Source organism: Isoptericola sp. NPDC056578, from assembly GCF_042793275.1.
Taxonomy (GTDB): domain Bacteria; phylum Actinomycetota; class Actinomycetes; order Actinomycetales; family Cellulomonadaceae; genus Isoptericola.
Genome location: NZ_JBHTVC010000087.1, coordinates 1 through 14,425, shown reverse-complemented (window position 1 = coordinate 14,425; position 14,425 = coordinate 1). Strand labels below are relative to the sequence as shown.

The 14,425-nt window shown below is 73.4% G+C and carries 15 protein-coding genes; 5 read left to right on the top strand and 10 right to left on the bottom strand.

Features of this window, described 5'->3' with window-relative positions; all coding sequences use genetic code 11:
• Window positions 1-58 precede the first annotated feature (58 nt).
• From ACFQ80_RS21520 to ACFQ80_RS21510, 3 genes are all read right to left on the bottom strand, one after another.
• Window positions 59-1,132 (bottom strand): BMP family protein, encoded by a 1,074-nt coding sequence (locus ACFQ80_RS21520; protein WP_430549684.1) that lies wholly within the window; start codon window positions 1,130-1,132, stop codon window positions 59-61.
• A 170-nt stretch (window positions 1,133-1,302) separates the two neighbouring features.
• Window positions 1,303-2,499 carry an amidohydrolase gene (locus ACFQ80_RS21515; RefSeq protein ID WP_430549683.1) on the bottom strand — a complete coding sequence of 399 codons (1,197 nt, stop codon included), beginning with the start codon at window positions 2,497-2,499 and terminating at the stop codon, window positions 1,303-1,305.
• Entirely contained in the window at window positions 2,496-3,629 is a 1,134-nt protein-coding gene (locus tag ACFQ80_RS21510) for a mannose-1-phosphate guanylyltransferase (RefSeq protein WP_430565078.1), read from the bottom strand. Before ACFQ80_RS21510 ends, ACFQ80_RS21515 begins: the two co-directional genes overlap by 4 nt.
• Before the next feature lie 179 nt (window positions 3,630-3,808).
• Between ACFQ80_RS21510 and sdhC the strand changes: the two genes are divergently transcribed.
• The 4 genes from sdhC to ACFQ80_RS21490 are packed head-to-tail and all read left to right on the top strand — an operon-like array spanning window position 3,809 to window position 7,284.
• Complete coding sequence (gene sdhC, locus ACFQ80_RS21505) at window positions 3,809-4,192, top strand: succinate dehydrogenase, cytochrome b556 subunit (protein ID WP_430549681.1); 384 nt, start codon at window positions 3,809-3,811, stop codon at window positions 4,190-4,192.
• On the top strand, window positions 4,192-4,656 hold the full coding sequence (locus tag ACFQ80_RS21500; RefSeq protein WP_430549680.1) for a succinate dehydrogenase hydrophobic membrane anchor subunit: 465 nt from the start codon (window positions 4,192-4,194) through the stop codon (window positions 4,654-4,656). The genes sdhC and ACFQ80_RS21500 overlap by 1 nt, the downstream gene beginning before the upstream one ends.
• Before the next feature lie 16 nt (window positions 4,657-4,672).
• The gene (gene sdhA / locus ACFQ80_RS21495) at window positions 4,673-6,508 is read left to right on the top strand and encodes a succinate dehydrogenase flavoprotein subunit (RefSeq protein WP_430549679.1); all 1,836 of its coding nucleotides are present in this window, start codon (window positions 4,673-4,675) and stop codon (window positions 6,506-6,508) included.
• Window positions 6,508-7,284 (top strand): succinate dehydrogenase iron-sulfur subunit, encoded by a 777-nt coding sequence (locus ACFQ80_RS21490; protein WP_430549678.1) that lies wholly within the window; start codon window positions 6,508-6,510, stop codon window positions 7,282-7,284. The genes sdhA and ACFQ80_RS21490 overlap by 1 nt, the downstream gene beginning before the upstream one ends.
• Here ACFQ80_RS21490 and ACFQ80_RS21485 read toward each other — a convergent pair.
• The 7 genes from ACFQ80_RS21485 to sigE all read right to left on the bottom strand — a co-directional run bounded on the left by ACFQ80_RS21485 (window position 7,268) and on the right by sigE (window position 13,543).
• Window positions 7,268-8,359 carry a YihY/virulence factor BrkB family protein gene (locus tag ACFQ80_RS21485; protein WP_430565077.1) on the bottom strand — a complete coding sequence of 364 codons (1,092 nt, stop codon included), beginning with the start codon at window positions 8,357-8,359 and terminating at the stop codon, window positions 7,268-7,270. The two genes, ACFQ80_RS21490 and ACFQ80_RS21485, sit on opposite strands and share 17 nt — an antisense overlap.
• A 10-nt stretch (window positions 8,360-8,369) precedes the next feature.
• Window positions 8,370-8,924, bottom strand: a complete 555-nt coding sequence (locus ACFQ80_RS21480) for a 2'-5' RNA ligase family protein (protein WP_430549676.1) — start codon at window positions 8,922-8,924, stop codon at window positions 8,370-8,372.
• Window positions 8,921-9,988 carry a tryptophan--tRNA ligase gene (gene trpS / locus ACFQ80_RS21475; RefSeq protein WP_430549675.1) on the bottom strand — a complete coding sequence of 356 codons (1,068 nt, stop codon included), beginning with the start codon at window positions 9,986-9,988 and terminating at the stop codon, window positions 8,921-8,923. Before trpS ends, ACFQ80_RS21480 begins: the two co-directional genes overlap by 4 nt.
• A gap of 86 nt (window positions 9,989-10,074) precedes the next feature.
• Window positions 10,075-10,452 (bottom strand): Sec-independent protein translocase TatB, encoded by a 378-nt coding sequence (locus ACFQ80_RS21470; protein ID WP_430565076.1) that lies wholly within the window; start codon window positions 10,450-10,452, stop codon window positions 10,075-10,077.
• A gap of 9 nt (window positions 10,453-10,461) precedes the next feature.
• Window positions 10,462-11,871 carry a S1C family serine protease gene (locus ACFQ80_RS21465; protein WP_430565075.1) on the bottom strand — a complete coding sequence of 470 codons (1,410 nt, stop codon included), beginning with the start codon at window positions 11,869-11,871 and terminating at the stop codon, window positions 10,462-10,464.
• Window positions 11,868-12,905 carry a zf-HC2 domain-containing protein gene (locus tag ACFQ80_RS21460; RefSeq protein ID WP_430565074.1) on the bottom strand — a complete coding sequence of 346 codons (1,038 nt, stop codon included), beginning with the start codon at window positions 12,903-12,905 and terminating at the stop codon, window positions 11,868-11,870. Before ACFQ80_RS21460 ends, ACFQ80_RS21465 begins: the two co-directional genes overlap by 4 nt.
• Window positions 12,902-13,543, bottom strand: coding sequence for an RNA polymerase sigma factor SigE (gene sigE / locus ACFQ80_RS21455; protein WP_430549671.1), 642 nt, complete (start codon window positions 13,541-13,543; stop codon window positions 12,902-12,904). Before sigE ends, ACFQ80_RS21460 begins: the two co-directional genes overlap by 4 nt.
• Before the next feature lie 191 nt (window positions 13,544-13,734).
• Between sigE and ACFQ80_RS21450 the strand changes: the two genes are divergently transcribed.
• Window positions 13,735-14,307, top strand: coding sequence for an O-methyltransferase (locus ACFQ80_RS21450; RefSeq protein ID WP_430565073.1), 573 nt, complete (start codon window positions 13,735-13,737; stop codon window positions 14,305-14,307).
• Window positions 14,308-14,425: the final 118 nt, after the last annotated feature.

Sequence of the window (14,425 nt, the reverse complement as noted above, 5' to 3'; positions counted from 1 at the left end):
ACCCCGGGGGTCGCGCCACCGTCCGTGGTCCGGGACGTGTGCCGTCACCGGACCGATGTCACTCCTGGTCGTCGAGGTACGAGTCGACCGTGACGTCGCCCGCGACGATCTGCTCCTGGAGCGCGGTGACCTCCTCCATGAGGGCGGGGTCGACCTTGTCCTCGAAGTTGTGCAGCGGGGCGATGCCCACGCCCTTGTTCTCGAGGGTCCCGATGTACGGCGTCGCGTCGAACTCGCCCTTGGCGGCGGAGCTGACGGACTCGTAGGTGGAGATGTCCATCCCCTTGAGGATCGACGTCAGCACGTAGTCCTGGGTGGACGGGTCGGTCTCGAACAGGTCGGCGTCGGCGCCGATGAGGGCGACGTCCTTGCCCGAGTCCTGGATCGCCGCGATCGCGGACTGGTAGATCGGGCCGCCGACCGGCAGGATCACGTCGACGCCCTGGTCGAGGATGTTCTGCGCGGTGGTCTTCGCGGTCTCGTTGGCCTCGAACTTGCCGGTGAACGAGCCCTTCTCGCCGCCCTCGAAGCCCACGACCTCGACCTCGGTGCCCTTGACCTCGTTGTAGTACTCGACGCCCTGCTTGAAGCCGTCCATGAAGATGGTCACGGTCGCGATCGGGGCGCCGCCGAAGGTCCCGACCTTGCCGGCCTCGGAGTATCCGGCCGACAGGTAGCCCGCGAGGAACGCGGCCTGCGCCGTGTCGTACAGCAGCGGCTTCACGTTCTCGGCGTCGACCGTCTCGTCGACGAGGATGAACTCGGTGTCCGGGTTCGCCTCGGCGGCCTCGGTCGTCGCGGCGGCCAGGTTGAAGCCCACCGAGACGATCGGCGAGCAGCTCTGCCCGACCAGCGACTCCATGTTGGGCTGATAGTCCGTCTCGGTCTGCGACTGGACGGCGGTGAGCTCGACGCCGAACTCGTCCGCGGCCTTCTGCGCCCCCTCGAAGCTGAGCTGGTTGAAGCTCTTGTCGTCGAACCCACCCTGGTCCGAGACGATGCACGGCTTGAAGCCCTCCACCGCTGCGGCGGCGCTGCTGTCGCCACCGGACTCCTCGGGTGCCTCCGCACAGGCCGCCAGCGCGAGCGCGGCGACGCCGGCGAGGGCGGTGAGCTGGATCGCTCTCTTCACCTGTCGCTCCTGTCGATCGTTCGTCGGGCCAGGGTCGTCCGGCCCGTCACCGACGGAAGCCTAGCCACCGGCGCCCCGGCCGAGAACCGCAGGCGACGAACCCGCAGGAGTCGTTACCGAAGCGGTATCGACGGCCGACCACGGCAACACGCCGGACACTTTCCGGCGTCTCACGGTTGGAGCGCGAAACGTCCCAGCAACCGGGCACCGACGGCGATCGACCGCTCGTCCACGACGAGGTCCCCCTGGTGGATGTCGTAGCGCCGCTCCCCCGGGGTCCCGGTGCCGAGGCGGGCCATCGCGCCCGGCACCTTGGTGAGGTACCAGGCGAAGTCCTCGCCGCCGAGCGACTGCTCGGTGAGCACGACGCCCTCGGGGCCGAGCACGGCGGTCCCCGCCGCCTCGAGCGCGCCGTTCACGGCGGCGTCGTTGTCCACCGGCGGGACTCCGCGCGCGTGCCGCACGGTGACGTCCACCTCGTACGGCGCGACGACCTGCTCCACCGCGTCGTGCAGCACCTGCCCGGCACGCTCCCACGCCCGCACGTCGAGGCAGCGCAGCGTGCCGCCGACGGTGCCCGTGGCGGGGATCGCGTTGTGGGCGTTGCCCGCGTGCACCGCGCCCCAGGTGAGGTTGACGCCCGAGCGCGGGTCGAGCCGGCGGCCGAGCACCGCGGGCACCTGCGTGATGACCTGCCCCAGGGCGTACACCACGTCGCCGGTCAGGTGCGGCCGCGAGGTGTGCCCGCCCGACGACGACAGGGTCACCGTGACCGTGTCCGACGCGGAGGTGATCGGGCCGATGCGGGTGCCGATCTGCCCCACGTCCAGCTTGGGCTCGCAGTGCACCGCGGCGATGCGGTCCACGCCGTCGAGCACGCCCTGCGCGATGACGTCGAGCGCGCCGCCGGGCATCACCTCCTCGGCGGGCTGGAAGATCAGCCGCGCGCCGCGGTCGAGCAGGCCCTCGTCGTGCAGCGCGGCGAGGGCCAGGCCCGCGCCGAGCACCACGGTGGTGTGCACGTCGTGCCCGCACGCGTGCGCCACGCCCGGCACCACCGAGCGGAACGGCAGGCCGCACGAGTCGTCGAGGGGCAGCGCGTCGATGTCCGCGCGCAGGGCCACGCGGCCCAGGCCGTCGGGCGACCGGTCGGGGCCGACGTCGCAGACCAGGCCGGTGCCCTCGAGCAGCCGGGGTTCGAGGCCGGCGGCGCGCAGCCGCTCGGCCACGAGCGCGGTGGTGCGGACCTCCTGCCGGCCCAGCTCGGGGTGCGCGTGCACGTCGCGGCGGATCTCGACCAGCTCGGCCTCGAGGCCCGCGACGATCTCGTCCAGCCGCGCCCCGACGACGGCCTCGCGGGCGCTCACAGCACGTCCTCGCGGCCGTGGGCGCGCATCGCGTCGACCATGTCCTTGACCTGCTGCGCACGGGCGCGGGTGGTGACCAGGAGCGCGTCGGGCGTGTCGACCACGACGACGTCGTCGATGCCGAGCAGCGCGATCACCCGGTCGCCGCCGGGCACGACGACCGAGCCGGCCGACTGCACCCGCACGACGTCGGCCGGGTCGCCCAGCACCTTGGAGCCGCCGTCGTCGTCCGACGGCAGGAGCGCGGCGAGCGAGTTGAAGTCACCGACGTCGTCCCACCCGAACGTGCCGGGCACGACGGCGACGCCGCCCTCGGCGGCGACGGGCTCCGCGACGGCGTGGTCGATCGCGATCTTCTCCAGGCCGGGCCACACGCGGGCGACCACGGCCGCACGGTCGGGCGTGTCCCACGCGGCCGCGATCTCCCGCAGCCCGTCGTGCAGGGCGGGGCGGTGTGTCGCGAGGTGCCCCAGGAGCACGGAGCTGCGGGCCACGAAGATGCCGGCGTTCCAGCGGTACTCGCCCGACGCGACGTACTCGCGGGCCGTCGCGGCGTCGGGCTTCTCCGTGAAGCCGCGCACGTGCAGCGCGCTCGGCGCGCCCTCGACGCCCAGCGGGTCGCCGCTGCGCACGTAGCCGAAGGCCACCGACGGGCGCGAGGCGGCGATGCCGATCGTCGCGACGTAGCCGGCGCGCGCGGCCGCGACCGCCTCCCGCACCGCGGCGTCGAACGACGCCGCGCCGGACACCACCTGGTCGGCGGCGAAGGAGCCCACGACGACGTCCCCGTGCCGGTGCTCGAGCACGGCGGCGGCCAGCCCGATGGCCGCCATCGAGTCGCGCGGCGACGGCTCGGCGAGCACGGCGTCCTCGGCCAGCTCGGGCAGCTGCTCGCGCGCGGCCGCGACGTGCGGCTCGCCGGTGACGAGCACGACCCCGCCGCCGGCCAGCGGCCGCAGCCGGTCGACCGTGCCCTGCAGCAGGGTGCGGCCCGCGCCCGTGAGGTCGTGCAGGAACTTGGGCGCGCCGGCGCGGGACAGCGGCCACAACCGGGTGCCGGCGCCCCCGGCGGGGACCACGGCGTAGAACCCGGGGACCGGGGGGACGGAGGGGGGCGCCGCGGTGCTCATCCCCGCAGCATAAGCGTGCTGACGGGCGGGCCGTCGGCGACGTCAACCCTGTGGAATAGGTCACGAAACACCCCGGCCCGTCCCGGTTTGCCGGACCTCGTGTGCCATGAGCCGACCGGATGTCACTACAGTGACCGTGAACGGAATCCACACAGAATCCGCCAACGGAGGCTCCCCCCGTGCCTAAAGCACCTGCTGGCACGCTCTACCGCGGCCGTGAAGGCATGTGGTCCTGGGTCGCGCATCGCGTGACCGGCGTGCTCATCTTCTTCTTCCTCCTCGTGCACATCCTGGACACGGCTCTCGTCCGGGTGTCGCCCGAGGCCTACAACGCCGTCATCGGGACGTACCAGACGCCGATCATGGGACTCGGGGAGGCCGGCCTCGTCGCCGCGATCGTCTTCCACGCGTTCAACGGCGTCCGCGTGATCCTCGTCGACTTCTGGGCCAAGGGCCCGAAGTACCAGAGGACGATGCTCTGGGTCGTCGTCGGCCTGTTCGTCGTGACCATGGCCGGCTTCCTGCCGCGGCACCTGATGAACGTCTTCGGAGGTGGGCACTGATGGCCTCGACCCAGACCCCGTCCGCGCTCGCGGCCCCGCGGTCCCCCTACGCCCGCCGCAAGACCACCCGCGGCAACTACGAGCTGTACAGCTGGGTGTTCATGCGCGCGTCCGGCGTGGTGCTGATCGTCCTGATCTTCGGCCACCTCTTCGTCAACCTCATGGTGGGCGAGGGCGTGCACGCGATCGACTTCGCCTTCGTCGGCGGCAAGTGGTCCAGCCCCTTCTGGCAGGTCTGGGACCTGCTGATGCTGTGGCTCGCGATGATCCACGGGACCAACGGCGTGCGCACGGTCATCAACGACTACGCGCAGAAGGACTCCACGCGCGGCGTGCTCAAGGCGCTGCTGTTCCTGGCGTTCGCGATCGTGGTCGTGCTCGGCACCCTCGTGATCTTCACGTTCAACCCCTGCCCGCCGGGCGCCCCGGCCGAGCTCCTGCCGTCGATCTGCTTCTCGAACTAAGGACAGGCACCCCCCGATGCAGACACATCAGTACGACGTCGTCATCGTCGGCGCAGGCGGCGCCGGCATGCGCGCGGCGCTCGAGGCCTCCGGCGAGGCCCGCACCGCGGTGATCTCGAAGCTCTACCCCACCCGCTCCCACACCGGTGCCGCCCAGGGCGGCATGGCGGCGGCCCTCGCGAACGTCGAGGAGGACAACTGGGAGTGGCACACGTTCGACACCGTCAAGGGCGGTGACTACCTGGTCGACCAGGACGCGGCGGAGATCCTCGCGAAGGAGGCCATCGACTCGGTCCTCGACCTGGAGAAGATGGGCCTGCCGTTCAACCGCACGCCCGAGGGCCGCATCGACCAGCGCCGGTTCGGCGGCCACACCCGCGAGCACGGCCAGGCCGCCGTGCGCCGCGCCTGCTACGCCGCGGACCGCACCGGCCACATGATCCTGCAGACGCTCTACCAGAACTGCGTGAAGCAGAACGTCGAGTTCTACAACGAGTTCTACGTGCTGGACCTGCTCACGGACCACGACCTCACCACCGAGCAGATCGAGGACGGGGCCGAGGTCAACGCGACCGGCGTCGTCGCCTACGACCTGGCGAGCGGCGAGATCCACGTGTTCCAGGCGAAGGCGATCATCTTCGCCACCGGCGGCGCGGGCAAGATCTTCAAGACGACGTCGAACGCGCACACCCTCACGGGTGACGGCATGGCGCTGGCGTACCGCCGCGGCCTGCCGCTGGAGGACATGGAGTTCTTCCAGTTCCACCCGACGGGCCTCGCGGGCCTCGGCATCCTCCTGTCGGAGGCGGCGCGCGGCGAGGGCGGCATCCTGCGCAACTCGGACGGCGAGCGCTTCATGGAGCGCTACGCCCCCACCATCAAGGACCTCGCGCCGCGCGACATCGTCGCCCGCTCGATGGCCAACGAGGTGCGCGAGGGCCGCGGCGCCGGCCCGAACAAGGACTACGTGCTGCTCGACCTCACGCACCTGGAGCCCGCGCACATCGACGCGAAGCTCCCCGACATCACCGAGTTCGCCCGCACCTACCTCGGCATCGAGCCCTACACCGAGCCCGTGCCCGTCTACCCGACGGCGCACTACGCGATGGGCGGCGTGCCGACGAACATCCAGGGCGAGGTGCTGCGCGACAGCCACAACGTCGTCAAGGGTCTGTACGCGGCCGGGGAGGTCGCGTGCGTGTCCGTGCACGGCTCCAACCGCCTCGGCACCAACTCGCTGCTCGACATCAACGTCTTCGGCAAGCGGGCCGGCCGCTCGGCCGCCGCGTACGCGAAGACGGCGGGGCCGCACCGGGAGCTCCCGGAGAACCCGACCGCCCGGGTCGAGGCCCAGCTCGCCGAGATGCGCGACCGTCCCGACGGCGAGCGCGTCGCGGACGTCCGCAAGGCGCTCCAGGAGACCATGGACGCCAACGCCCAGGTGTTCCGCACCGGCGACTCCCTCAACGAGGCGCTGGCCGAGATCCGGGAGCTGCAGAAGCGGTACCGGAACGTCTCCGTCCAGGACAAGGGCAAGCTGTTCAACACGGACCTGCTCGAGGCGATCGAGCTCGGCTTCCTGCTGGACATCGCCGAGGTGACCGTCGTCGCCGCCCTCAACCGCAAGGAGTCGCGCGGCGGGCACTACCGGGAGGACTTCCCGGACCGCGACGACGCGAACTACATGCTGCACACGATGGCGTACCGCCGTCCGACGTCGGCCCCCGACGCCGGCGACGGCCACGTCCCGGGCTACTTCGACCACGTCGAGGACTTCGGGGACTACAAGGTCGTCCTGGGGTCCAAGCCCGTCATCCAGACCCGGTACGAGCCCATGGAGCGGAAGTACTGATGACTGCTGTTCTCGAGAACCCTGCGGCCCCGGCCTCCGAGCCGAAGGCCGGTGCCATCCCCAGTTTCGAGGTCACGCTCCGCATCCGGCGGTACAACCCCGAGTCGGAGCACGGCGAGGAGTCGACCTGGGACGACTTCACGGTCCAGGTGCACGGCACCGACCGCGTCCTCGACGCGCTGCACATGATCAAGTGGGAGCAGGACGGGTCGCTGACCTTCCGCCGCTCGTGCGCCCACGGGGTCTGCGGCTCCGACGCGATGCGTATCAACGGCCGCAACCGGCTCGCCTGCAAGACGCTCCTCAAGGACGTCAACCCGGACAAGCCGATCACGGTCGAGCCCATCAAGGGCCTGCCCGTGGTCAAGGACCTCGTGGTCGACATGGAGCCGTTCTTCGCCTCCTACCGCGAGATCATGCCGTTCCTCATCACCTCGGGGAACGAGCCGACGCGCGAGCGCCTGCAGTCCGCCGAGGACCGCGAGCGGTTCGACGACACCACCAAGTGCATCCTGTGCGCCGCGTGCACGTCGTCGTGCCCCGTGTTCTGGACCGACGGCCAGTACTTCGGCCCGGCCGCGATCGTCAACGCGCACCGGTTCATCTTCGACAGCCGTGACGAGGGCGCCACGCAGCGCCTGGAGATCCTCAACGACAAGGAGGGCGTGTGGCGCTGCCGCACGACCTTCAACTGCACCGAGGCCTGCCCGCGCGGCATCGAGGTCACCAAGGCGATCCAGGAGGTCAAGCGCGCGATGATCACGCGCGCGTTCTGACCGCCGCTCTGCCCCGCTGGCGCACCCCGCGGACGCTCGACTCCCGCAGCGCCCAGGAGCCCCGTCGTACCCCACGGACGACGGGGCTCCACGGCTTTCCGGAGCCCTGGCCGCGGCGCACCACCCGCTCGATCTCCGCCGCGTCGCGCATCGCGGCGACCTCCGCCTCCGCGTGGGCGATCTCGTCCAACCGGGGCGGGTCGTAGATCCACGCGCACATCAGCAGCAGCACCCGGGCGACGAAGTTCACCAGGACCAGCACGGTCACGATGCCGGCGAACGCCGCGAGCAGCGCGTTGCGCTCCGCGCCCGCCGCCACGACGGACGTGCCCAGCCAGCGCAGCACCCCGGCGACGACGCCGGCCGCGAGGCACCCGAGGACGAAGTCCCGGCGACGCCGGGGCCGGACCCGGGCCACGACGCGGACGATGAGGTAGACGAGCAGCGCGTCGAGCGCGACGCCCACCGCGGCGGTGCCGAGCGCGGTGAGCTGGGCGACCAGGAACGAGCTGCCGAACCAGTCCTGCACCTGGCGGCTGAAGGTCTGCGCGAGGATGCTCGCGGCGGCCGAGGCCACGATCATCGCGCCGAGGATGACGAAGCCGAGCAGCTCCCAGATCTTCGACAGCACCGGGCTGACGCCCACGACGGGCTGGTCGAACATCGACCGCACGGAGATGCGCAGCGCCCGCATGAAGCCGATCGCGGTCCAGAGGAAGACGACGGCGGCGATCACGCTGGTCCACGTCAGCGCGGAGCTCAGCACCAGCTGACTGGGCGCGAGAACGCCGTCCGGGTTGGCGTCGGTCTTGATGAGGCCCGGGAGCCAGTCGTTGATCTGCTCGAAGACCTCCTCCTGCAGCTCCTGCCGCCCCGTCAGCACCCGCGAGAACACGGTGAAGCCGATCGTCAGGGCGGCGAAGAGCGAGAAGATCGCGGTGTAGGCGATGCCGCCGCACAGGAGGGCGCCGCGGCGGTCGACGTACCAGTACCACGACCGCACGGGCCGGAGGCTCTTGAACCACTGGTACGCGACGACGGACCGGCTCTTGGCCTGTTCGAGTCGGTCGTTCACAGACGCGACCCTAGGGAGCGCTCTGCTCCCCCGCGAGCCGGAACGAGCGTTGCGGTCGCCACACGCCGTCGTCGCCGTGCTCGTACTGCCACAGCCGGTCGACCTCGAAGACGCCGTCGAAGTCCGCCATCTCGACGAAGGCGCGGTCCAGGTCGGCCTCGGAGACCTCGTGCGCCACGGTCACGTGCGGGTGGTAGTTGAACCGCAGGTCCTGGGCCAGCACGCCGGAGCGGGCGGCGGTCTCGAGCTGCTCGCACTCCGCGATGCCCTCGGCGAGGGACACGAACACCACCGGCGAGATCGGGCGGAACGTGCCGGCCCCGCGCAGGTGCACCCGGAACGGCGCGGTCTCGGAGGCGACCTTCTCGAGGTGCTCGACCACCGCGTCCAGCACGGACTCGTCGACGACCGTGGGGCCGATCACCGTGATGTGCGGCGGGATGGCGTGGGCCAGCGGGTCGCCCAGCGCGGCACGGGCCTCCTGAAGCTGCGAGCCGAACGGCTCGGGCACCGCGATGGCGACGCCGATCCGCACCTGGGCCGGGCCACGGTCGGGGAGGTTCACCGCGCGCCTCGGGGCAGCAGGCCGAACCGGTCGTAGACGCGGTCGAGCACGGGGCGCGCGATGTCCCGCGCGCGCTCGGCGCCGTCGGCGAGCACCTTGTCGAGCTGGGCCGGGTCCGAGAGGTAGGTCTGCGCCCGCGACTGGAACGGCTCGAGGAAGGCGACGACGGCGTCGGCCAGGTCCACCTTGAGGTAGCCGTAGCCGCGGCCGTCGTACTCGGCGGCGATCTCGTCGACGCCCCGGCCGGTGACGGCCGAGAAGATCGTGAGCAGGTTGGAGATGCCCGGCTTGGCGGCGGGGTCGTAGCGCACCCCGTACGTCTCGTCGGCGTCGGTCACCGCCGACTTGATCGCCTTGACCGCCTTCTTGGGGTCCTCGAGCAGCCAGACGACGCCCTTGCCGCCGGCGTTGGACTTGCTCATCTTGGCCGTCGGCTCCTGGAGGTCCTGGATCTTCGCCACGGCCTTGACGATGTGCGCCTCGGGGACGACGGCCGTGCCCTCGCCGAAGCGGGCGTTCAGCCGCTCCGCGAGGTCGCGCGTCAGCTCGAGGTGCTGACGCTGGTCCTCGCCGACCGGGACGAGCGCCGTGTCGTAGAGCAGGATGTCCGCGGCCATGAGCACGGGGTAGGTGAACAGGCCGACGGTGGTGCCCTCGGAGCCCTGCTTGGCGGACTTGTCCTTGAACTGCGTCATGCGGCCGGCCTCGCCGAAGCCGGTCTGGCAGCTGAGCAGCCACGCCAGCTCGGCGTGCTCCGCCACGTGCGACTGGACGAAGAGGATGGAGCGCTCCGGGTCGATGCCGCCGGCCAGGTACTGGGCGGCGGTGCGGCGGGTGCGCTCGCGCAGCGCCGCCGGGTCCGGGTTCACCGTCAGGGCGTGGAGGTCGACGACGCAGTACAGCGCCTCGTGGCCGTCCTGGAGCGCCACCCACTGGGCCAGCGCGCCCAGGTAGTTCCCGAGGTGCAGCGACCCGTCGGTCGGCTGCATGCCGGAGAAGATGCGGGGCAGTCCCGGCGCGGACGCTCCGCGCTGGAGGGACGGTGAGGTGGCGACGTCGGGCATGGCGTCCATTGTGGCAGGTCGACGGGACCGCTCGGAAACCCGTCCGCCCCGGCCCCACGGGCTGGCGCGGGGGCTCCCGGACGGGCCTAGGTGGCCTCGTCGTCGAACGGGGCGGGCACCGCGGCGCGGCGCTCGTCGGAAGCGCTGGTGGCGGCAGCCGTCGCGGTGCCGCCCGCCGCGGCGGCGCGGGGCGCGGGCGCCGGACCGTCGTCGTCGTCCATCAGCGCGTCGCGCACGATGCGGCGCGGGTCGTACTGGCGCGGGTCGAGCTTGGACCAGTCGACGTCCTTGAACTCCGGCCCCAGCTCGGTGTCCACGCGCGCCTTGGTGTCCTGCAGCAGGCGCTTGCCGCGCTTCACGAGCGAGGCCAGCTGGGCGGCATACCCGGGAAGGCGCTCGGGCCCGATGAGCAGGACGGCGAGCACCACGATGATGAGGAGCTCACCGCCGTTGATGTCGAACACGCGGACAGCCTATTCGCTCTCGCGCCCCTGGAGCACCACCCGCACGTCCCGCTCCTCGCCGTCGGTCCGCACGCGGAGCGTCACCGCGTCCCCGGGCTGGCGGGCGCGGATCGCCACGATGAGGGCGTCGCTCACGGTCACCGGGCGGCCGTCGATCTCCAGGATGACGTCGCCGGGGCGGATGCCGGCCCGGTCCGCCGGGCCGTCGGGGGTGACGGCCGGCTGGCCCTGCTGGGGCGCGGCGGAGACCTGGACCCCCTCGCCCGTGTAGGTCGTGTCGAGCAGCGCCCCGATCACGGGGTAGGTCGCGTGCCCCGACTCGATGAGCTGCTCGGCGGTGTGGCGCGCCTGCGACGCGGGGATCGCGAAGCCCAGGCCGATGCTGCCGGTGGCGGAGATCGCGCCCGGCGGCTGCGCGATGGCCGAGTTGATCCCGACCACCTCGCCGTCGGCATCGATCAGCGGGCCGCCGGAGTTCCCCGGGTTGATCGCGGCGTCGGTCTGGATCGCGTCGATGAACGCCGTCGCGGCGCCTCCCCCGGTCTCGTCCCCCGCCTGCACCGGCCGGTGCAGGGCGCTGACGATGCCGGTCGTCACCGTGGAGTCCAGGCCGAGCGGGGCCCCGACGGCGAGCACCGGGTCACCGACCACCACGGCGTCGGAGTCGCCGAGGACCAACGGCTCCAGGCCGTCGGCGTCGACCTTCACCACGGCCAGGTCGTAGTCCGCGGTCCGGCCCACCACCTCGGCGTCGCGCTTGCGGCCGTCGGCGAAGACCACGACCGCCGAGCCCCCCGACGCTGCCGCGGGGGCGACCACGTGGTTGTTCGTGAGGATGTAGCCGTCCTCACGCAGCACGAAGCCCGAGCCGCTGGACGCACCGTTCGCGCCCTGCACCTGGATCGAGACCACGCTCGGCAGCACGTCCGCGGCGAGCGCCGCGACCGAGCCGTCCGGACGGTCCGCGCCGGCGGACGCCCCGGCGGCCGTGCCCCGGTCGGCGTCCTGCCCGCCCGACGTCGGCAGCGCCGCGTCCGCGGGCCTCCCGCCGTCCACGGCGTCCGACACGCGGTCCCCGGCGAAGCCGCCGACGACGCCCGCGACGAGGGCCAGCGCCACGACCGACGCCGCCCCCGGACGGCGTCGGCGCGCCGGGTTCGCCGTGCGGGGTGTCGCGGTGGGCGGCGCCGCGGTGGGCGGTGCCGTGGTGGGCGGTGCCGTGGTCGGCGGAGTCGTGCCGTCGTCGGCCGGCGCGTCCGCGGGCGCCCCCGGTGCCGCCCGGGGCTCCGGTGGCGCGGACACCGTGGCGGGGAACAGCGCGGCTGCCGGCGGCGGCCGGTACGGGTCGGGCTCCGCCGCCCGCGCCGGCGGCTCGGGCGGCGCGAACAGGTCGTCGGCAGGGCGTGACGGTTCGGTCATCGGCGCCAGAGGGCTCCTGTCATCGCTCCGGTCATCACGTCGGACATCGCTCCGGTCATCGCACCGGTCATGACGGTCCAGCCGCGGGAGATCTCGCGCAGCACGCCCGCGTCGTCGCCCTCGGCGGAGCCGGGGAACGCCGCCACCAGCTCGGCGAGCGCCTCCGCGTCGACGTCGGTCGCCACGTCGACGACGGTGTCCCCCGACTGCCAGGCCACGTGCCACGGGTCGGCGGAGAGCACCCGCACGTCGTGGCCGCGGACGGCGAGCCCGCCCGCGGAGCCGTCGACGGACCCGGCGACGGCCGTGCCCAGGTCCGCGAGCCGGCCCTGTCGCAGGCAGGCGACCGCGGTCCCGTCCGGCCCGGACAGGTCCAGCTCGACGGCCGCGCCCGTGCCGCCGGTGCCGCCGGTGCCGGCGCAGCCGTCCGTGCGCACCGCGGTCACGGCGTACCCGTCGGGCAGCGCGGCGGGCGCGGACCAGCCGTGGTCGGACAGCCAGGCGAGGGCGTCGGCGGTGGCCGCGCGGCCGGCGGCGGCGTCGTGCCCGCCCGGCTCGGCGTCCGCCAGCAGCGTGAGCGCCGCCACCCGCGACGGGTCCGGGCTCACCACGGGCGCCTGCCCCAGCACGAACAGCGCGACGCCGAGCACACCGACGCCGCCCGCCCCCGCGGCGACCAGCCGCCGGTTCCGGGTCCGCCGGCGGGAGCCCAGGTCGCCCGACAGGGACGGCTCCCACGCCCGGGGCCGCTCCCAGTCCGCGGACCGGCCGCGGTCGCGCAGCGGGTCGCCGCTCGTCGACGGGATGGAGGCCGACAGCGCGAGCAGGCGGTTCGTGAGCTCCGGGTCGGGCGCGACGTCGCAGGCCGCCGCGAGCGCGCGGTGCGCGGCCCGCGCCGCGTCGAGCTCGGTGGCGCACCGAACGCAGCCCGCCACGTGCGCGAGCGCCCGCTCCGTCGCCGCGGCGTCGAGCTGGCCGTCGGCCAGGTCGCTCACCCAGGCCCCGAGGTGCCCGGACCCGGCGTACCCCGTCACGACGCCGCCCCGCCGCTCGCGTCCCGCGCGGTCACCTCCGCGCGCCGGTGCTCCAGCGCGTCCCGGAGCTGCGCACGGGCACGGTGGATGCGGGACCGGACCGTGCCGAGCTTGATGCCCAGCGTGACGGCGATCTCCTCGTAGCTGAGCCCCTCGATGTCGCACAGGACGACCGCCGCGCGGTACTCGGGGCGCAGCGCGTCGAGCGCGGCCTGCACGTCGTGGTCCAGGTTGGCGTGCTCGAAGCCGCGCTCGGGGCGCCCGTGGTCCTCGGGCGCCGCCACGCGGGCGGCGTCGTCGCCCATCGCCTCCATGCGGATGCGCTTCTTGCGCCGCACCTGGTCGAGGAACAGGTTGGTCGTGATGCGGTGCAGCCACCCCTCGAACGTGCCCGGGGTGTAGCTGGAGAGCGACCGGAACACGCGCAGGAACGTCTCCTGGGTGAGGTCCTCGGCGTCCTGCCGGTTGCCGCTGAGCCGGTAGGCGAGCCGGTACACGCGCGCCGAGTGCTCGCGCACGATCTCGTCCCACGTCGGGGGCGTCCATGCCGTCTCGGGCGCGGCATCCTCGGGCGCGCGGAAAGCCGCCTCGGCGGGGGCCTCGGGCACGTCCTGCACGGGAGCGGGGTCGGTCGTCATCATCACCATCGTCCCACGGCAACGTCCGGGCACGCCGCGACGTTCCCGCGTACGATCACGGCAGCATCACCCGCGCCGGCCGCCCGCCGGCGACCCCGCCGTGGAGGACCGCCATCACCACCGACGTCGACGCCCGCAGCGGTCGCACCGCAGCCTGGGCCTACAGCGAGTCCTTCGTCCCCGAGGACGAGGTGCTGCTGCGCGCCCGCGAGCGCGCGGCGGAGCTCGGCTGCGGCGCCGTCTCCCCCGGCACGGGGGCGCTGCTGCAGGTCGTGGCCGCGGCGCTCGGCGCGCGCGCCGCCGTCGAGATCGGGACGGGCACCGGGGTGGCCGCCCTCTGGCTCCTGCGCGGCATGCCCGCCGACGGCGTGCTCACGACCATCGACGCCGAGCTCGAGCACCAGCGGGCCGCGAAGCGGGCCTTCGCCGAGGCCGGGATCCCGCCGGCCCGCACCCGGACCATCCCCGGCCGGCCGGCCGACGTCCTGCCCCGGCTCACGGACGGCGCGTACGACCTCGTGCTCGTCGGGGCGGAGCCGCACTCCTACCCCGAGTACGTCGAGGCCGGCCTGCGGCTGCTGCGCCCCGGCGGGGTCCTCGCCGTCGACGGCGCCCTGCACGGCGGCCGCGTGCCCGACCCCGCGCGACGCGACGAGGTGACCACGGTGGTGCGCGACGTCGGGCGCACGCTGCGCTCCGACGACCGGGTGCTGTCCGCCCTGGCACCGTCCGGCGACGGCCTGCTCCTCGCGGTCCGGCGATGAGCCGGTCGTCCTGAGACGCGACGAGCGCGGGGGGGGCGCCCCCCCCGCGGCGGGGGTGCGGGCGGCGCCCCCCGCCGGCGCCGGCAGCCAAGGGGTGCGCAACCCCCTCCGGGGCCCA

Excerpts from the sequence above, each read along its gene's own strand:
- ACFQ80_RS21500 (WP_430549680.1), top strand. The coding sequence starts at position 4,192 with ATGGCCTCGACCCAGACCCCGTCCGCGCTCGCGGCCCCGCGGTCCCCC.
- sdhA (WP_430549679.1), top strand. The coding sequence starts at position 4,673 with ATGCAGACACATCAGTACGACGTCGTCATCGTCGGCGCAGGCGGCGCC.
- ACFQ80_RS21510 (WP_430565078.1), bottom strand. The coding sequence starts at position 3,629 with ATGAGCACCGCGGCGCCCCCCTCCGTCCCCCCGGTCCCCGGGTTCTAC.
- sigE (WP_430549671.1), bottom strand. The coding sequence starts at position 13,543 with ATGACGACCGACCCCGCTCCCGTGCAGGACGTGCCCGAGGCCCCCGCC.
- trpS (WP_430549675.1), bottom strand. The coding sequence starts at position 9,988 with ATGCCCGACGTCGCCACCTCACCGTCCCTCCAGCGCGGAGCGTCCGCG.
- ACFQ80_RS21490 (WP_430549678.1), top strand. The coding sequence starts at position 6,508 with ATGACTGCTGTTCTCGAGAACCCTGCGGCCCCGGCCTCCGAGCCGAAG.
- ACFQ80_RS21465 (WP_430565075.1), bottom strand. The coding sequence starts at position 11,871 with ATGACCGAACCGTCACGCCCTGCCGACGACCTGTTCGCGCCGCCCGAG.